Source organism: Candidatus Microthrix subdominans (assembly GCA_016719385.1).
Classification (GTDB): domain Bacteria; phylum Actinomycetota; class Acidimicrobiia; order Acidimicrobiales; family Microtrichaceae; genus Microthrix; species Microthrix subdominans.
Map to the genome: position 1 here is coordinate 148,815 of JADJZA010000008.1, position 18,350 is coordinate 167,164.

Annotated in this window: 17 protein-coding genes; 15 read left to right on the forward strand and 2 right to left on the reverse strand. The window is 70.6% G+C overall.

Features of this window, described 5'->3' with window-relative positions:
• Nucleotides 1–2 precede the first annotated feature (2 nt).
• The gene (locus IPN02_15130) at nt 3–944 is read right to left on the reverse strand and encodes a MoxR family ATPase (protein MBK9298135.1); all 942 of its coding nucleotides are present in this window, start codon (nt 942–944) and stop codon (nt 3–5) included.
• 257 nt (nt 945–1,201) lie between these two features.
• Here IPN02_15130 and IPN02_15135 point away from each other — a divergent pair, with 257 nt between their 5' ends.
• Both IPN02_15135 and IPN02_15140 read left to right on the forward strand, forming a co-directional pair.
• Nucleotides 1,202–2,101, forward strand: a complete 900-nt coding sequence (locus IPN02_15135; GenBank protein MBK9298136.1) for an ROK family protein — start codon at nt 1,202–1,204, stop codon at nt 2,099–2,101.
• On the forward strand, nt 2,098–2,361 hold the full coding sequence (locus IPN02_15140; GenBank protein MBK9298137.1) for a hypothetical protein: 264 nt from the start codon (nt 2,098–2,100) through the stop codon (nt 2,359–2,361). Before IPN02_15135 ends, IPN02_15140 begins: the two co-directional genes overlap by 4 nt.
• Nucleotides 2,362–2,514: 153 nt before the next feature.
• Here the strand turns inward: IPN02_15140 and IPN02_15145 are convergent, their stop codons facing one another.
• Nucleotides 2,515–3,030, reverse strand: coding sequence for an NUDIX domain-containing protein (locus IPN02_15145; GenBank protein MBK9298138.1), 516 nt, complete (start codon nt 3,028–3,030; stop codon nt 2,515–2,517).
• Nucleotides 3,031–3,090: 60 nt separating this feature from the next.
• Here IPN02_15145 and IPN02_15150 point away from each other — a divergent pair, with 60 nt between their 5' ends.
• From IPN02_15150 to IPN02_15210, 13 genes are all read left to right on the forward strand, one after another.
• Nucleotides 3,091–3,813 (forward strand): hypothetical protein, encoded by a 723-nt coding sequence (locus IPN02_15150; protein ID MBK9298139.1) that lies wholly within the window; start codon nt 3,091–3,093, stop codon nt 3,811–3,813.
• A gap of 372 nt (nt 3,814–4,185) precedes the next feature.
• A complete protein-coding gene (locus IPN02_15155; protein ID MBK9298140.1) occupies nt 4,186–5,193 on the forward strand; it encodes a DUF559 domain-containing protein in 1,008 nt (335 codons plus the stop codon).
• Nucleotides 5,194–5,531: 338 nt separating this feature from the next.
• On the forward strand, nt 5,532–5,939 hold the full coding sequence (locus IPN02_15160) for a hypothetical protein (protein ID MBK9298141.1): 408 nt from the start codon (nt 5,532–5,534) through the stop codon (nt 5,937–5,939).
• Between the two features lie 229 nt (nt 5,940–6,168).
• Nucleotides 6,169–7,128, forward strand: coding sequence for a 16S rRNA (cytosine(1402)-N(4))-methyltransferase RsmH (rsmH, locus tag IPN02_15165; GenBank protein ID MBK9298142.1), 960 nt, complete (start codon nt 6,169–6,171; stop codon nt 7,126–7,128).
• 116 nt (nt 7,129–7,244) lie between these two features.
• Nucleotides 7,245–7,631: a septum formation initiator family protein gene (locus tag IPN02_15170; protein ID MBK9298143.1), complete on the forward strand. Its 387-nt coding sequence runs from the start codon at nt 7,245–7,247 to the stop codon at nt 7,629–7,631.
• Nucleotides 7,628–9,850 (forward strand): penicillin-binding protein 2, encoded by a 2,223-nt coding sequence (locus IPN02_15175; GenBank protein MBK9298144.1) that lies wholly within the window; start codon nt 7,628–7,630, stop codon nt 9,848–9,850. Before IPN02_15170 ends, IPN02_15175 begins: the two co-directional genes overlap by 4 nt.
• Nucleotides 9,843–11,348, forward strand: coding sequence for a UDP-N-acetylmuramoyl-L-alanyl-D-glutamate--2,6-diaminopimelate ligase (locus IPN02_15180; protein ID MBK9298145.1), 1,506 nt, complete (start codon nt 9,843–9,845; stop codon nt 11,346–11,348). The genes IPN02_15175 and IPN02_15180 overlap by 8 nt, the downstream gene beginning before the upstream one ends.
• The gene (locus IPN02_15185; GenBank protein ID MBK9298146.1) at nt 11,345–12,391 is read left to right on the forward strand and encodes a phospho-N-acetylmuramoyl-pentapeptide-transferase; all 1,047 of its coding nucleotides are present in this window, start codon (nt 11,345–11,347) and stop codon (nt 12,389–12,391) included. Before IPN02_15180 ends, IPN02_15185 begins: the two co-directional genes overlap by 4 nt.
• Nucleotides 12,392–12,558: 167 nt before the next feature.
• Complete coding sequence (ftsW, locus tag IPN02_15190; GenBank protein ID MBK9298147.1) at nt 12,559–13,701, forward strand: putative lipid II flippase FtsW; 1,143 nt, start codon at nt 12,559–12,561, stop codon at nt 13,699–13,701.
• Entirely contained in the window at nt 13,698–14,843 is a 1,146-nt protein-coding gene (locus IPN02_15195; protein MBK9298148.1) for a UDP-N-acetylglucosamine--N-acetylmuramyl-(pentapeptide) pyrophosphoryl-undecaprenol N-acetylglucosamine transferase, read from the forward strand. Before ftsW ends, IPN02_15195 begins: the two co-directional genes overlap by 4 nt.
• Nucleotides 14,840–16,336: a UDP-N-acetylmuramate--L-alanine ligase gene (gene murC / locus IPN02_15200; GenBank protein ID MBK9298149.1), complete on the forward strand. Its 1,497-nt coding sequence runs from the start codon at nt 14,840–14,842 to the stop codon at nt 16,334–16,336. The genes IPN02_15195 and murC overlap by 4 nt, the downstream gene beginning before the upstream one ends.
• Complete coding sequence (locus IPN02_15205) at nt 16,333–17,289, forward strand: FAD-binding protein (protein MBK9298150.1); 957 nt, start codon at nt 16,333–16,335, stop codon at nt 17,287–17,289. Before murC ends, IPN02_15205 begins: the two co-directional genes overlap by 4 nt.
• 239 nt (nt 17,290–17,528) lie before the next feature.
• Nucleotides 17,529–18,287: an FtsQ-type POTRA domain-containing protein gene (locus tag IPN02_15210; protein ID MBK9298151.1), complete on the forward strand. Its 759-nt coding sequence runs from the start codon at nt 17,529–17,531 to the stop codon at nt 18,285–18,287.
• Nucleotides 18,288–18,350 lie beyond the last annotated feature (63 nt).

Genomic DNA, 18,350 nt, shown 5'->3' on the forward strand with positions numbered 1-18,350 from the left:
GGTCAGCCGGGCCGCGGTGCGGGGACCGTGGCCAGGATCTCGTCGAGGGTGTTCTCCGGTTGGATGCCCGCCGACATCGCCTCGCCGGTGAGCACCATGCGGTGGGCCATCACCAGGCCGAACAGAGCCTTGACATCGTCGGGCATGACATAGCCCCGAGCTTCCTTGGCCGCCCTCACCTTGGCCGCCGATTGCAACCCGAGGACCGCGCGCGGGGAGGCGCCCAGCGCGATCGATCGATGGGAGCGCGTCGCCTGGGCCAGGTCGACCATGTACTCGCCGATCGGCCCGGCAACGTGGATCGTCTCGGCGAAGCGGGTCATGTTCGACAGCGCATCGATGTCCATCACTGGACGCAGGTCGGCGAGCAGGCGGGTGCGGTCGCCGCCGGCGAGCAGCGACAGCTCGTCGGTTCGTGACGGGTAGCCGACGCTGAGGCGCATGAGAAACCGGTCGAGCTGGCTCTCGGGCAACGGGAACGTGCCGTGGTGCTCCATCGGGTTCTGGGTGGCGATCACCATGAACACCTCGGGGAGGGGGTTGGTGGTGCCGTCGACGGTCACCTGCTCCTCGGCCATTGCCTCGAGCAGGGCCGACTGGGTCTTGGGCGACGCCCGGTTGACCTCGTCGGCGAGCACGAAGTTGGCGAACACCGGGCCGGGCCGAAACGAGAACGTGCCGTCGGCGGAGTTCCACACCGAGGTGCCCACCACGTCGGCGGGCAGCAGGTCGGGGGTGAACTGCAGGCGGCCGAACTCGCCGTGGACCGAGGCGGCCATCGCCTTGGCCAGCAGCGTCTTGCCGACGCCGGGCACGTCCTCCAACAGGATGTGCCCGCCGGAGAGCAGGCCGGTCACGAGCAGCTCCACCACCTCGGCCTTGCCCGACACCACCTGGTTGACGTTGTCGCACAACTGCGAAAAACGTTGGGCGAACGCGCTCACCCGGTCATGGTCGACCACCCATCCTCCTCCGGGCCTTGGGGGTCGCTCACACTATCCGCGCCGGGGGTGGGTCACGATGCACCGAAGCGCGTGCCGTCCCGGGTTGCGACTCGCCGCTGTAAGCACCAACGTGGGCGGTTGCGGGCGGCACGCCAGTCCGGTCGCAGAGGGGACGCTGGTGCAACCGGGGCAGCTATCGACGAGGCGATACCGATGAGGTCGCGCCGATTACCGGGGCTGGCGCCAGCGTGGGTGAGATGAGCGGCCGGCCGGTGCTGGCCATCGACGTCGGTGGCACCAAGTTCGAGGCGGCGATGGTCGGGCCGGATGGAACGGTGGGGGAGCGCCACCGCGTCGAGACAGCCGGGGCGACCGGCTCATCGGAGCTGGCCGACCGGCTGGTCAGCGTGGCGCTGGCGGCCAGCGCTGGTGCGGACCGCCCTGCCCGGGTCGGCGTCGGCACCGCCGGGCCCTTCCTCGTCGCCGGCGAGATGATCGCCCCGGTCAACCTGCCGGTGTGGGGTGGCTTCGCCATTCGGGCTCACCTCGCCGACGCGCTGGGTCTGGAGGTGAGCGTCGCCGGGGATGCTCAGGCGCTGGCGCTGGGCGAGCGGTGGATCGGCGCCGCCCGGAACTGCGACAACTTCCTGGCGATGGTCGTGTCGACCGGGATCGGGGGCGGCCTGGTGGTCGATGGTCGGCTGCTGCGGGGTGAGCTGGGCAACGCCGGGCACCTCGGCCACGTCGTCGTCGTGCCCGATGGGCGCAGGTGCGGTTGCGGCGGACAGGGGTGCGTCGAGGCCGAGGCCTCCGGCACCGCGCTGCGGGCGATCACCGGCGCCGATCCGGCGCTGGCGTCGCCGGCTCTGCGGCGCCGCACCGGCACCCTGGTCGGACGCGCCGTCGCCTCGGTCGTCGCCACCCTCGACGTGCCGCTGGCGCTGGTCGCCGGCGGGGTGGCGCTCGGTTTCGGCGCCGACTTTTTCGAGGCAGCGCAGGATGAGCTGTCGGCCCGGGCGCGCCTGAGCTTTGCCCGCAACGCGCGCATCGAGCCGGCTGCGCTGGGTGCGGAGGGTCCGCTGATCGGCGCCGCGGCCCTGGCGTATGAGGCCATCAATGCCAAGCTGTTTGCGGCGACGAATCGGGAGGAACGATGAGCAAGCCGGCCATTCCGATACGAGCAACGCTCGCCGTGGTGACCCGTCCCGACCTGTGGGCAACCGGCGTGCGGGCGGCGCTGAGGTTCCGTCCTCGTCGGGGCGGGCGCCTCGGGCCCTACGTCGCGTTCCGCCTGGAGACCCAGTACGGCGGCGGTCGCCAGGAGCGTCGGCGTGCCGCAGATCCGGCCGACGTCGTCGCCTACCTCGAGTGGTTGCGGTCGGTCGGGCCGACGGGCGGCGGTCGGCGCACTCGTTGAACGCCGGCTGGACGACCGTGAGCCGGCCATGAGCTGGCCGGCGGTGGCTTTGGCGATCGGGTGCCGGCCGGGTGCGATTCGGCCGGTTCCGATTCGGATGAATGCGATCGGTGCTGGGGGTTGGGTGCCAGACCGGGCCCAGCACCCACCGGGCTATCGCCGGTCCGCCCCGCCCGCTTCCGCACCGATGTCGAGGGGTGGATCGGGCAGGTGGCCGTCGACGATCGGCACCAGCAGCTCGGCCAGCCGCGGCGGCAGCGTGGCTACACCCTCGGAGCGGAGTTCCTCGGCGCTCCACCAGCGGCGGTCCTCGAAGGCCATCGCCTCGAAGGCCTCCAGGCGTTGTTCCCCCAGTCCCTCCGATCCGCTGGGGACGCGGGCCAGGTGGATCACCTCGTTCTGGTCGAAGTGCCACCCGGCAAAGTCGAAGGTGACGTGCTGGGTCCAGATCACCGGTCCGATGTCGGCGGTGGTGATGCCGCCCTCCTCGTGCAACTCTCGCAGGCAGGCGTGGGTCGAGGCCTCGCCGGGCTCGATGCCGCCGCCGGGGAGCTCCCACCACGAACCGGCCTCCGGTCGTGCCGGGTCGTGGGCCTTGATCAGCAGCACTCGGTCGTCGCCGTCGAGTGCCACCACGCGGGCGGCCTGGCGTCGGAGGGTGGGTCGCATTCCGTCCGACGCTACCGTCCGACGTACCGGTCCGGTCGCAGCGCCCGTCGAAGCGGACCGATGAGCGCGGGCGCGGCGGCGTTTCACGAGTGGATCGGATCCGCCGGCGAGTTTCACGGCCGTGACCTGCCCACACCTGCGCCCGGCTCGCTCGATGTCTGGGCGGTCAACCCGACCGAAGCGACGATCGTGGCGGGATCGACCCAACGCCACGCCCTCGACGAGGCCCGTGCTGAGGCCGCCGGGCTGGCGACGGCGAGGCGCCGCAGCGGCGGCGGCGTGGTCGTCGTCGAACCGGTTCACACCGTGTGGATCGACGTGGTCGTCGCCCGCGGCGACGAGCGCGTGTCCGACGACGTCGGTCGGTCCTTCGATTGGATCGGCGGGGTTCTCGCCGCTGCGATGCGATCGGGCGGGGTCGAGGTCGCCGCCCACCGGGGGACCGGCACTTGGGATCCGCTCGGTCGTCTGGTGTGTTTTGCCGGCGTCGGTCCTGGCGAGAGCCTCGACCCGCAGGGCCGCAAGGTGGTCGGCCTCAGCCAGCGGCGAACCCGGGAGCAGGTGCGGTTCCAAACCGTGGCCTACCGGCAGGTACCCGTCGAGGCGACGCTGGCCGCCCTGCGCGACGATCAGTTTCCCGGCGATCAGTTTTCCGGCGGCCGGGCCGCGGCGGTCGCCGAGTTGGCCCGCCGCACCGCGCCGCTGGGCACCGACCGGGCCGTGCGCTGGTGGCAGCATCACGTCGCCGACGCCCTGGTGCAGGCTTCCGCGGTCATGACCTGACCGTCCCCGTACCGGTACCCCCTTCCCAGCCCGGCGCCCCTCCCAACTCAGCGCCCCTCCCAACCCAGCGCCCCTCCCAACTCAGCGCCCCTCCCAGCCCAGCGCCCCTCCCAGCCCAGCGCCCCTCCCAACTCAGCGCCCCTCCCAACCCAGCTCGGTGCCTCACCAGGAGCCCCTTTCCGAAGTGGGGAGCCCGGAGCGCGGTCTGGCGGTTGTTTGGGCTCCCGAGTTGCGCGTGGTCTGGGAAGTGGGGAGCCCGGAGCGCGGTCTGGCGGTTGTTTGGGCTCCCGAGTTGCGCGGGGCGGTGCGGGGATCGCTGCCCGGGGTGCGGGCCCCATGGTCAACCACTGGGCGACGTGGTGGCGTGAGCAGATGACCAACAGCAACGCAATGCCCGTCGAGCCCTCCGTTCTCGCCTTGGCCGAGCGGCAGCTCGGATTGATCAGCGATCGTCAGCTGGATGAACTGGGCATCGACCGGCGACGGTGGGTTCGGGCGGTCGCCAACCAGCAATGGCTCGATCTGTCGGGCCGGGTGTGGCTGCGCTCGGGTGCCCCGTGCTCGGGGCTGACGTGCGGCCGGGCGGTCGTGCTCCACTGCGGTGCGGGCTCGGCGGTCAGCCACCACAGCGCAGCGGCCTTGTGGGGCATCCCCGGGTTTCGGCTGTGGCCGCTCCAGGTGTCGGTGCCGCGCACATCGTGGGGCGGAACCGATCGGATCGAGCTCTCCCTTCCCCGGAACTTCGTTGACGACCAGCGCGCCATCGACCATCGCGTGCTCGTCCACCGACCGACCGCTTGGCCGGATCGGGCTACCGGCATGATCGACGGTGTGGACGTGGTGCGTCCGGCACTGCTGCTGTTGCAGCTGGCGCCCGTCGTGGCGCCCAAGCGGTTGCAGCGCATCCTCGATCATCTCTGGTCTCGCGGCCTGTTGTCCGGCCCGTCGGTGGCCGCCGAACTCGCACCGATGTTGGGTCGAGGCCGGGCCGGCGTGGTTGCGATCCGCACGATGCTCGACCGCTGCGGGCCCGGTTACGTCCCCCCGGAGAGCAACCTTGAGGCCCGGCTGATCGACTTGATCGACGCTGCCGGCATTCCTCGGCCGCTCCGGCAGAAGGACCTGGGTGACAACGTTCGTTGGCTGGGCCGGGTGGATTTGTACTGGCCTCAGTGGCTGTTGGTTGTCGAGGTCGACTCGGATAGGTACCACGGCGCGCTGAGCGATCGGGAGGATGACGCCAAGCGGCAACGAGCGCTCGAGGCTGCCGGCTACACCGTCGTGCGGGTCACCGAGTTTGAGCTGTGGCACCGCCGGGACCAGGTCATCGACCGGCTGCGCTCAGCGGTGGCAGCTGCCAGGGCCCACGTCGCTGCTTAGGACGAGGCCGGCGGTGCCCGATCTCTTGAAGTGGGGAGCCCGGAGCGCGGTCTGGTGGTTGTTTGGGCTCCCGAGTTGCGGGTGGGTTGGGTGCGGGCGGGAAGTGGGGAGCCCGGAGCGCGGTCTGGTGGTTGTTTGGGCTCCCGAGTTGCGGGTTGTGAGCCCCGGGACAGGAGGCGGGCAGGGACCCGACCAGAGAAATGTTCGAGCGATGCACCGAAGTGGGAGGAAGTGGGGCTATGGTGTCGCTTCGTGGGAGGAAGTGGGTCAACCGGATCACTGGCAGGTGATCCAACCGATTCATCCCCTCCGCTGGAGAACCCGACCGAGATGGACCCGTGCTTGCTGGCAGCTACGACCACCGAATCGACTCGAAGTCGAGACTGGTGCTTCCCGCCGCGGCGCGACCAGCGTTTGCCAACGGGGGCTTTGTCTCTGACCAGGGCAACTACGTCGGGCTCTTTCCCACCCAGGAGTGGCAGGAGTTCGTCGCCAAGTTGCGCCGGGAGGTCGAGGCGGGCACCACGCCCCGTCGCGTCTTCCAGGTGGTCTCCGGCCGTGCCTTCCCCATCGCTCCTGACGGGGCTGGGCGGGTGCTGTTGCCGCCCAAGCTGCGCGAACGCTTCGACGACGAGGTCACCCTCATCGGATCCGAGACCCACTTGGCGGTGTACCGCCCAGAAGAATGGGCCTCGGTCGAGGAAGGCGTCGGCGACCTCGCCGACTACCTGGAGCACCTGCTGTGAGCGCCCGAGCGAACGGCGCCAACGAACCGATCGACGACCTGCACCCTCATACCTCACGGGACCGTGCCGCCATTCCGGCGTTGCACAGCCCCTCGACTGGCGGGATGGACCAACCGAACTCCGCCCGCTGCCCATCCAGTCTGACCGGGGAGACATCCCGGCAGACGCCGTCCAGTCGAGGGGCTGTCCAGCGCCGGGAACACACACCGGCTGACCGAAAGAGGCCGCAATGGAAGGTGACCGCGCACGCCACGATGACGCGGACTTCGCCCATCGGAGCGTCCTGCGACACGAGGTGCTCGAGGCATTCGAAGAGGTGCCGGCCGGGCTGGTGCTCGACGCCACGCTCGGGGGAGCAGGCCACGCCACAGCGCTGCTGGACGCCCGCAGCGACCTCACCCTCCTCGGCGTGGATCGCGACCCGGATGCGCTCGCAGTGGCGGCGGTCCGGATGGGGCGCTTCGGCGACCGGGTGCGCCTCGAACACGCCAACTTCGCCCAGTTGGGCGAGTTGTTGGACCGCACCGACGAGCCCCTGGTGGGCGCGCTGTTCGATCTCGGGGTCTCGTCCCCGCAGATCGACCGGCCCGAGCGCGGCTTCAGCTATCGATTCAACGGTCCGCTCGACATGCGAATGGACCCCACTCAGGAACTCACCGCGGAGGTGGTTGTGAATACCTACCCGATCGACCGACTGACCAAAATCCTCGCCGACGGCGGGGATGTGCCCGCCGCTCGTCGGGTGGCAGCGGAGATCGCGTCGCGGCGTCCGCTGACCACCACAGACGACCTGGTCGAGGCCACCCAGGCCGGCACCCCCGCGGCGGTGCGCCGGAGGGGCAACCCGGCCAAGCGGGTTTTTCAGGGCATCCGCATGGAGGTCAACGACGAGCTCGAGAGCCTCGTGGATGCACTCGATCAGACGATCGACCGCTTGGTGCTCGGCGGCCGGGTCGCCGTGCTCGCCTACCACTCTGGAGAGGATCGCGTCGTCAAGGACCGCTTCCGTCGGGCAGATCGCGGCGCGTGCAGCTGCCCGTCCGGCCTGCCCTGCGTGTGCGGCTCCACCCCTGAGGGCCGCCTGATCACCCGCAAGCCGCTCTTCGCCAGCGATGCCGAGGTGGCGGACAACCCCCGGGCCGCCAGCGTGCGGATGCGCGTGTTTGAGAAGGGCCGCCGCGCCTCGTGACCGCGCTGGCCCGCCCTGCGCGGTCCCGGGCTCGTCCGGTCCCGTCGGTACAACGGCCGAAGCTGCGCGTCCTCGATGGCACTCTCGAGCGTCGCCGCCGGCGCACCGTCGTGATCATGGTCGGCACGGTCGGGGCCGTGATGGCGTTGCTGCTCAGCGTGCTGTACCTGCAGGTGGTGATGCTGCAACGTCAGCGCGAGCTGGACGACCTGGCCAACCAAAGCACCGAAGTGATGCGTGAGAACCAGGACCTGCGCCGCAACGTGGCCGAGCTCGAGAGCCCGGACGCCATCGTGCGACGCGCCACCGAGGAGCTGGGCATGGTGCCCGCCCCGGAGGTGGTGTACCTCGATCCCTCGCCCGCCGCCGCCCCCGATGAGCCGATCGTCCGGACGCTGGGCGATCAGCCCGGAGCGCCCTCGGCCGATGCGGCGGTCCCCGACGATCCGGCGGCGTCCGACGCTCCCACGGAGAGCGGACCGGCCGAAGGTGTTTCAGGATGACCGTCGACCCGCCCACCGGCGGCGATCGGCCACGCACGCGGCGGGCCTCGCCTACGCCGCGTCGGGCTGCGCCCGAGAGGCGCAGCGACGCTCGGGGTGGCCGCCCACCCGCTTCGGAGTCCGTAGCGGGGGCCGCGGCGCGTCCGCGATCCGAGCGTGAGCCCGGCGAGCGGTCCCGCCTCGCCGCCGACGCGGCGCGAACGTGGGGGCACGACAGCGCCGACAGCGCAGCCGAGATCTGGGATCGGGTCAGCGAACGGTTTCACACCCGGTTCGTGGCCAGGCGGGCTCACCACCGCGCCCGGGGCGCCCCTGGGTACTCTGAGCGCAATCGCTACCACGCCCTCGTCGGGGTGGTCGCCCTGCTGTCGGTGTTGGTCACGGTCAAGCTGGTCAACATTCAGGTGATTTCGCCCGACCGCTACCTCAACCTGGGCACCAATCAGCGCGTGAAGATGGACGACCTGCCCGGTCCGAGGGGCACGATCCGGGATCGCAACGGGGTGGACCTGGCGCTGTCGGTTCAGATGGTGACACTGATCGCCGACCCCAAGCGGGTGACCGACCCCGGGAAGGCAACCGACATCATCGCCGGTGAGGTCGACGTCGACGCCGACGAGCTTGCCGCGCGCCTGGGCGATTCGAACTCGCGCTTCACCTACGTTGCTCGCCAGATCGATCCGCGCACCGGCGAGGCCGTCCTCAAAAAGCTTCAAAAGGCCGGCATCGCCGGCTTTTTCATCGAAGATGACCAGCAGCGGGTTAACCCGGCCGAGTCGCTCGCCTCTGCGGTGGTCGGCCGAACCGACATCGACGGGGCGGGCACCTCGGGTATCGAAAAGACGCTCGACGACCAGCTGACCGGCACCCCGGGCGAACGAATCGTCGAACGGGCGCCCGACGGGTCGGGCATCGCCAACGCCCCTCACAAGGCCGTTCCCGCAATCCCGGGCGAGGACGTCACCTTGACGCTCGATCAGACGCTCCAATACGAGGCCGAGCGGCAGTTGGTCGCAGCGGTCGACAGCGAGAGCGCCAACGCCGGCGTGGCGATCATGGGGGACCCGCGGACAGGCGAGCTGCTCGCCGTGGCCAACGTCGCCCGCAACCAGGACACGGGCGAAGTGTCGCCGGTGATTTACAACATGGCCTTCGCAGCGGCGTTCGAGGCCGGATCGGTCATGAAGGTGGTGACGGTGGCCGGCGCCTACGAGGACAACAAGACCGACCCGAACGAGCAGATCATGGTGCCGGCGAGCCTGAAGGTTGGCGACCACGACTACACCGATAGCCACTGGCACCCGACCGAGCCCTGGCGCGTCCAGCAGATCGTCGCCCAGTCCTCCAACATCGGCACGATCACCCTGGGTCAACGGGTCGGGGCGAAACGGCTCGAGGAACTGCTGCGCTCGTTCGGATTCGGCGCTCGAACCGAGCTGGACCTCCCCGGCGAATCCCGGGGGCTGTTGTCGTCCTCCGACGATTGGTACCCGACCGATCTGGCGTCGATCTCGATCGGACAGGGCATCGCGGTCACCCCGGTGCAGCTGTGGTCGGCCTACAACGTGATCGCCAACGAGGGGCTGTACGTCCCGCCGAGGTTGATCGAGGAGGTCGGCGGTCCCGACGGCACCGCCAAGCCGGTCCCCGCAGGCGAGGAACGCCGGGTGATCCGCCCCGAGGTGGCCCGGTGGATGAACCTGGCGCTCCAGCAGGTGGTGCTCGACGGCACCGCATCGGAGTGGAGCCTGCCGGGCTACACGGTGGCGGCCAAGACCGGTACCGCCCGCAAACCCAACCCGGATACGGGACGCTACGACTGGGGCGGCGGGAGCTACCGCTACAACACGGTCTTCTCGGGTTTCCTGCCCGCCTCGGATCCCCAGCTGTCGATCACGGTGTTGCTCGACGAACCGAAGAACCACCTCAGCGGAGCATCGGCGGCCGGGCCGGTGTTCAACGAGCTGGCGAAGGCCGGGTTGACCCACCTGCAGATCCCCCCGGACCGCCCCAGCGTTCCACGCGCCGAGTCCGGTGACGACGAGGGTGACGGGCCGGTGCGGGCAACCCCGGCGCCGCCGGCGCCGCCGCGCACCACCCCGGAGGATGAACGGGCAGCGGCGGAAGGCTCCGGCGGTGCCCGCGATCGAGCGGTCGACGGCGATGGCGAGGTGTCAGTCGACGATGACCAGCTGGCGGAGGGAACGCCCGATGGCTGAGCGACCGAGCGCCGGGCGGCGCCCCCTCCCGCTGCTCGGCCTCGCCGAGCTGGTCGGCGGCCGGGTGGTACCCGGCAGCACGTCGCCGAACGATCCTCCGCTGCATGACGTTGCCTTCGACAGCCGCGCCCCGATGGGGCCAGGGACCTTGTTTGTTGCCGTTCGGGGCGACCGTTCGGACGGACACGACTTCGTCGCCGCTGCGGTCGATGCCGGGGCGGTGGCGGTGATGGTCGAACGACTCATCGAGGGGATCGCAGTGCCGCAGATGGTCGTCACCGACGCGCGCGCTGCGATGGGGCCGGCCGCCCAGGCGATCTTCGGTCACCCCGGCACCGAGCTGGCGCTGGTCGGGGTGACGGGGACCAACGGCAAGACGACCTTCGTCAGCCTGTTGGCGCAACTGCTCGACAACCTCGGCGAGCGAGCGGAGTCGATGGGCACGTTGACCGGCGCTCGGACGACACCCGAGGGGCCCGAGATCGCGCGCCACCTACGAGCGGCGGTCGACGACGGCGTCACCGCGGTGGCGATGGAGGTGTCGTCCCACGCCCTGGCCCTGCACCGGGTCGATGGGCTGCGCTTCGACGTGGCCGTGTTCACCAACCTGGGCCGGGACCATCTCGACTTTCACACCACCCAGGAGGCGTACTTCGCCGCCAAGGCACGGCTCTTCGAACCGGACCGGGCGGCAGCCGCGCTGGTCAACATCGATGACGTCCACGGTCGGCTGCTGCGCGACGCTGCCGGCGCGTTGCCCGTGACCGGGTACGCGCTCGACGACCTCGACGACCTCGAACTCAGCCCGACCGGCTCGGGGTTTGGTTGGCGCGGTCACCGGGTGCGGGTTGCCCTGCCGGGGCGGCTCAACCTGTCCAACGTGCTCGCCGCGCTGGAGGCTGCGGTGCTGCTCGGCCACGAGGAGATCCTCGTCGCCGGCGCCGCAAACGGGCTCGTCGGTCCGCCCGGACGATTTCAGGTGGTGCCACTCGACCGGGACCCGACCGGCTCCGCCGCCCCGGCGGTCGTCGTCGACTATGCCCACAGCCCCGACGCCCTGTCCAGCGTCCTCGACAGTGCCCGGGAACTGTTGGGCCCCGATGGCCGACTGACCGTGGTCTACGGCTGCGGCGGCGATCGAGATCTTGAGAAGCGACCGGAGATGGGGCGGGTGGCTGCTGAGCGGGCCGACCGGGTGATCATCACCTCGGACAACCCGCGTTCCGAGGACCCGTTGGCGATCATGGAGCAGACCGCGCAAGGATCGATGGGCGTGGCCACCAGCGACACCCAACTGACCGCTCCCGAACTGATCGTCGACCGTCGGGAGGCGATCAAAGCCGCACTGGCCGAGGCCGGCCCTGGCGCGATGGTCGTCATCGCCGGAAAGGGCCATGAGACCACCCAGACCTTCGCCGACCGGGTGGAGGACTTCGACGACGTCGCGGTCGCCGCCGAGGTGTGGGCCGAGCGTGGGCGGACGGGTGGCCCCCGATGATCCGCCTGCTCCTCGCCGCCGGGATCTCGTTGGCCGTGTCGCTGTTCGGCACCAGGTTTCTCATCGCCTGGTTGACGCACCACCGCATCGGTCAGCCGATCCACGAGGACGTGCCCGAGGGGCACACGACCAAGGCCGGCACCCCGACGATGGGCGGCATCGCCATCGTCTCCGGTGGCCTGATCGGCTACCTGGGCTCGAATCTGTATCGGGGTACCGAGAGCAACCTGGGGTACACCCGCACCGGGCTGTACGTCATGTTGGCGATCGCAGGGGCAGGCGTTGTCGGCCTCGCCGACGACTGGATCAAGGTGGCCAACGAGCGCAACCTGGGCCTCAACAGCCGGGCCAAGATGCTCGGGCTGTTGACCGTGGCCGTGGCGGTCGCCTGGGCGCTGGCGTCGCGCACCGACGTCGCCCTCACGATCAACTTCACCCGAGGCTCGCTGCCGGGCTGGGAGCTGCCCAAGCTGGCATGGGTGGCCTGGGCGGTCGTGTTGATCACCGGTTCGGCCAACGCCGTCAACCTGACCGACGGTCTCGATGGGTTGGCTGCCGGAGCCGCCTCGTTCGGTTTCTCCGCCTACGTCGTCGTCGGGTTCTGGACCTTCCGTTACCCGGAGATCTACCAGGTGACCGATGCGCTCGATGTGGCGGTGGTCGCCGCCGCCATGCTGGGCGCCTGCGTCGGGTTCCTGTGGTGGAACGCGGCCCCGGCGCAGATCTTCATGGGCGATACCGGCTCCCTGGCGATCGGCACCGGCCTGGCCTGCCTGGCGCTGGCCACCAACACCCAGTTGCTGTTGCCGATCGTCGGCGCCCTGTTCGTCATCGAGACGCTGTCGGTGATCCTGCAGGTGGCCAGCTTCAAGATCACCGGCCGACGGATCTTCCGGATGGCGCCGATCCACCACCACTTCGAGATGGCGGGGTGGCCCGAGACCACCGTCATCATCCGGATGTGGCTGCTGACCGGCATGTGCACCGCGCTGGGGATCGGCCTGTTCTACGGCGACTTCCTGCGCACCGGGGCCGCCGGCTGATGGGCATCACCTTCCCGGCCAGCGGTCGGCGCAACAACCGGCCTCCCGCAGCGCACGCCGACCGTTCGCGCCCCGATCGATCGAGGGCTCAGCGTCCGAACGCCGGTCGTTCGTTGGGTGGTCTCATCGGTGGGCGCCGTTCCCGCCGTCGCTCGCCGGTCCAGCCGATGACACCAACCGCCATGCTGTTGGTGGCGCTGGTGGCGGCGCTGTGCGCCATGGGCCTGTTGATGGTGTTGTCGGCATCCGCGGTGAAGTCGCTCGACACCGGCGGGACCCCGTACCGCTTCTTCACCAAGCAGGCGCTGTTCGTCGGGATGGGTGCGGTGGCGATGTGGGTGATGTCGCGCTTCGACCACCGTCGGCTGCGCGAGCTGGCGCTGCCACTGGTCGGCGTCTCGTTTGGGCTGTTGTTTCTGCTGGCCATTCCCGGCAACCCGTTGGCGGTCACGGTCAACGGGTCCCGGCGGTGGCTGGGCGTGGGGTTTGTGCAGTTCCAGCCCTCCGAGCTGGCCAAGATCGCCATCATCGTCTTCGCCGCCGACCTGCTCGCCAACCGGCGCGATCAGATGGGCGACCCGGTGCGCACCGTTCGGCCGGTGATGGCAGTGCTCGCCGTGTTCGCCGCCTTCGTGATGTTGCAGCCGGACCTGGGCACGACCGTCCTGCTCGCCGTCCTGGCCTTTGCGATCCTCGGGGTGGCCGGCGCGACACCGACAGGGCTGGCCACCTATGCAACACCCGCCCTGGCGGTGGGTGCCGCCGCCTCGATGTGGGGCTATCGCCGGGCACGCATGTTGGCTTTCCTTGATCCGTGGGAGCACCCGACGACCTCCGGGTACCAGACGCTTCAGGCCCAGGTCAGCCTGGCCTCGGGCGGATGGTTTGGGTCGGGGATTGGAACCAGCCGGGCCAAGTACGGCTTCCTGCCCGAGGCCCACACCGACTTTGTCTACGCGATCATCGGCGAAGAATTCGGGCTGGCCGGTGCGCTGGTCGTGCAGGCGTTGTACCTGCTGTTCTTCTTCGCCGGGCTGCGCGTCGCCCGAACCGCCAGCGACCGGTTCTCCAAGCTGGTCGCCACCGGCATCGCCACCTGGATCGGCATCCAGGCCTTTGTCAACCTGGGCGTGGCCACCGGGGCGCTGCCCAACAAGGGCATCACCTTGCCGTTCCTGTCCTACGGCGGCTCGTCGATCATCATCACCATGGCCGCCGCCGGGATCTTGATCAACATCGCCCGCAGCCAGGGGATGGCCGTCCCGACCCGGACCTCGGCCGAGAGCGCCACCAGGGCGGCCGCCCGATGAGCGGCGCCGAGCCGACCAGCGCAACGGTGACCCTGGTGATCGCCGGCGGCGGCACTGCGGGCCACCTCATCCCCGGGCTGGTCGTCGCCGAGGAACTGGTCGAACGCGGCCACCCCCGCTCATCGATCCTGTTCGTCGGCGCCGAGCGCGGACCCGAGGTGACGATGGTCCCCGAGCGCGGCTATCCGGTGCGTCTGTTGCCGGGCCGGGGTATCCAGCGGTCGCTGACCGTCGACAACGTGGCGGCGCTGTGGGGGTTGGTACGCGCTGCGTTTCAAGCTTTTGCGCTGCTGCGCAAAGAACGCCCCAAGGCGGTGCTGGCGCTCGGTGGGTTTGCTTCGGTGGCCTGCGCGGTGTCTGCGGCGCTGCTTCGAATCCCGCTGGTTATCGCCGACCAGAATGCCCTGGCCGGGTCGGCCAACCGCCTGGTCGCACGTTTCGCCACCTCGTGCGCTGCCGCGTTCCCCGGCGTCGACCTGCCGCGCGCCGTGCTCACCGGCAACCCGGTGCGGCCCGAGATCATCGCTGCGGCGTCAACACCGCCGGGCGCAGCCCGTGAACGGCTGGGCCTCCCCGCCGATCGCACCGTGCTGGCGGTGTTCTCCGGCTCGCTCGGGTCACGGCGGATCAACACCGCCATGGTCGGAGCGCTCGAGTTGCTGGCCGACCGCAGCGACCTGGCGATCTATCACGTTTTCGGCCGCCGGGACTGGGACGAGCGAGACGAGCCGGAGTTCCGCACGCCGACGCTGCCCGAGGGCGGGCTGGTGTACACCCGCGTGGCCTACTCCGACGAGATTGGCGACCTGTTGGCGGCCGCCGACCTGGGGCTGACCCGGGCCGGCGGCTCGACGGTGGCCGAGCTGGCGATCGTCGGCCTTCCCGCCATCCTGGTCCCGTTGCCGATCGCCACCCGCGATCACCAGCGGGCCAACGCCGCCGGCCTGGTTGAGGCGGGCGGAGCGATTTTGGTGATCGATGATCAACTCACCTCCGAACGGCTGATCGCCGAGCTGATGCCGTTGATCGAGAACCCGGCGGTGCTGGCGACGATGGCAGCAGCGGCCCGGGGCGAAGGTCACCCCGACGCCGCCGCCCGCGTGGCCGACCTGGTCGAATCGGCCGCCGAAGGCGACCGATGACCTTGCCCCGCAACGACGCTGGCGACCCGAGCGGCCCCCGGCACCCGAGTGCGTCCGACGTGGCCGGGTGGCTGGGCGGTGAGCCCCGTCACATCCACCTCATCGGGTTGGCCGGAACCGGCATCTCGGCCCTGGCCATGATCCTGGTCGAGCTGGGCCATCACGTCTCGGGCAGCGACCAGCGGTCCGCTCCGGTGCTCGACCGGCTGGTCGAGGCTGGGGCCGTCGCCCACGTCGGCCACGATCCGGGCCATGTCGAGGGCGCCGATCTTGTGATCTGCTCCACTGCGATCCGCGCGGACCACCCCGAGCGGGTGGCGGCCACGTCGGCGGGGTTGCCGGTGCTGACCCGAGCGGACGCGCTGGCGGGCCTGACGCGCCTGCGGCCGTCGATCGCCGTGTCGGGGACCCATGGAAAGACCACCTCGACCGCCATGATGGCGCTGGCGCTCCGCAGCGCCGGCGCCCGGGTGAGCTGGCTGGTCGGTTCGACCGTGCCCGCCCTCGAGACCGCGGCCAGCTGGGGGGACGGTGAATGGTTCGTCGTCGAGGCCGACGAGTCCGACGACACCCACCTGGCCCTCGCACGAGCAGCGGTGCTGCTGACCAACGCCGAGGGTGAGCACCTGGACTTTCACGGCACGCTCGGCCGGGTCATCGATGGCTACGTCGAGTTCCTCGAGGGCGCCGGCGCGACCGACCCGGACGAGGCGCCGTCGGGCGGCCCCGCCCGGCCGGTGCGGGTGGCCGGTGCGGACGACCCGGGTGCGGCCCTGGTGGGGAGGGCGGTCGAGGGGGTCATCACCTTCGGCACCGCATCGGACGCCGACTGGCGCCTCGAGGTGCTCGGCCGCTCGGTGACCGGTACCACCTCGACCCTCACGTCGCCCTCCGGCGAGGTGATCCCCCTGTCGGTGTCGGTGCCGGGCGACCACAACGCCACCAACGCCGCCGGCGTCGTCGCGCTGGCCGGGGAGCTCGGCTTTGATCCGTTCCGCGCCGCCGCCGGGGTGGCCGCCTTCACCGGTACCGGTCGTCGGTTCGAGCATCGGGGCGTCGCCAAGGGCGTGAGCTTCATCGACGACTATGCCCACCATCCGACCGAGGTGGCGGCCACCTTGGCCGCAGCCTCCGGGTGGGAGGGCGGGCGTGTGGTCGCCGTGTTCCAGCCTCACCTGTACAGCCGCACCCAGCGCCTGGCCGACCGTTTCGGCGCAGCGCTGGCAGTGGCCGACGTCGTCGTCGTCACCGACGTGTTCGCCGCCCGGGAGGACCCGATCGAAGGGGTGGACGGCACGTTGATCTCGGCGGCGGCCAGGCGCCATGGCGCAACCGACGTCGTCGACGCCCCCGACCGTTCAACCCTGGTCGAGGTCGTGGCCGCCCTGATCCGACCCGGCGATCTCGTGCTGACGATGGGTGCCGGCGACGTCACGGCGGTCGCCGAGGAACTCGGTGCGGTGCTCCCCGGCGCCGTAATCGAGACGCCGTGAGCGCTGCGACCGATCTCGACGAGGTGGCCGCCCGGCTGACCGAGCGCCTGGGGGAGCGCGTCCGGCTGGACGCGTCCGCCGCCCGGGCCAGCTGGTATCGGGTCGGCGGCCCGGTGGCGATCTGGGTCGACGTCGCGTCGGTCGACGATCTGAGCGCGCTCGCCGCCGCCCTCGGCGGCAGCGACGTGCCCCTGATCGTGGTGGGGGAGGGCTCCAACCTGCTCATCGCCGACGCCGGGTACGACGGCGTGATCGTGCATCTCGACCGCGACGGTGCCCTCGGCGACGTCGTGTTCGACGATGCGGCCTCTGCGGTGACGGCGGGGGGTGCGGTGCGGATGCCCGACCTGGCGCGCCGCTGCGCGGAGGCCGGCCACGGCGGCCTGTCCTGGATGGCCGGCATCCCCGGTTCGATCGGCGGTGCGGTGCGGATGAACGCCGGGGTGAGGGCGGGGGAGGTCGAGGTGCGGCACTCCCTCGACTGGGCCGAGCTGGTCGACCTGGGCACCGGCGAGGTGGTCCGCCGGCCGAGCGAGTGGTTCGAGTTTGGCTATCGACGGTCACGGGTGGGCCCCAACGACGTGGTGACGTCGGCCCGGTTCCGCACCCAACCCGGCAGGCCCGAGGACATCGCCGCCGAGAACGCCGTCCACCTTCGACACCGCAGAGACTTCCAGGAGACGGTGCGAACCGCAGGCTCGGTGTGGACCAACCCGCCCGGATCATCGGCGTGGCAGGCGGTGAGCGATGCCGGAGCGCAGGGGCTGCGGGTGGGCACCGCCCAGGTGTCGCCCAAGCACGCCAACTTCATCGTCGCCGACCCGGGCGGCGCCGCCGACGACGTGCACGCCCTGATGGCGCAGGTCCGGCGGATGGTCCACCAACACAGCGGCGTCGTGTTGGAAGCTGAGACGGTGATGATCGGCTTTCCCCCCTTCGAGGAGCTGACGTGAGCTCCGAGGGCTCCGGGCGTCGAGCTCGGCGACCGTCGGCCAGAACCTCACGGCCCGCCACTGCGAAGGGCTCCGGCAGTCCACGACGAGCCAAGGGCACGGCGCAGTCCAAAGGCACAGCGCAGTCGAAAGGCACAGGCCGGTCGAGCGGTGCGGCGCAGCCGAAGAGCGCAGCCCGGTCCAAGAGCAACGGGCGATCCCGGAGCCCATCGCGTGCAAAAGCGACGGTCGACCCTCGCATGCGTGCCCGACGCATCGGCGTTTCGCGGGGCCGGGCCCGGCGGCGGCTTCGGCTGCTGATCGGGGCGACGGGCGTCGCAGCGCTGCTCATCGGGGCGCTTGTCGTCTATGCCAGCCCGCTGTTCGGCATCAAGGAGATCGAGGTCAAGGGTGTCAACGATGCTTCCGCCGCCGAGATAGCGGCCGTGTTGGAGGACTTCATGGGGACGCCGGTGGCCCGGGTGGATGATGCCGAGCTGACCGACGCCGTCGCTGCGCTCCCGGGGATGGGCGATGCTGCGGTCGATGTGTCGATGGGTGGCACGGTCACCGTGACGGTCAGCGACAACCGGGCGGTCGCCTACGCCCCGACCACCGACGGGACCGCCGCCCTGGTCGGGCCGACCGGGCGGGTGCTCTCGCTGGCCGAGACACCTCCTCAGGATCTCGTGCGTCTGGAAGCGACGTTGGAGCCGTCGGTCGGCGGCGCTGTACCCCGGCCGGTCGGGCCGGCCGTCGACGTGGCCGCCGCCCTGTCACCCGACCTGGTGGCTGTGACCGAGTCGGTGGGCGCCGACGACGACGGCGTCGAGTTGGCCCTCGTTCGCGGTGTGCGAGCGCAGGTGGGAAGCACCGACGACCTGCCGCGCAAGCTGGCATCGATCGCCACGCTGATGTCAACCGAGGTCGAAGCGGACTGCCTGGAACGGATCGACGTCAGCGAAACCGCACGGACCACCGTGCGGCGCGACAGCGCCTGTACCGGTGCGCCGGCATGACGGCGCGGTGTCGGCATCAGCGCGCGCTGGGTGGTTTGATACCTACTTTTGGTGCGTACGAGG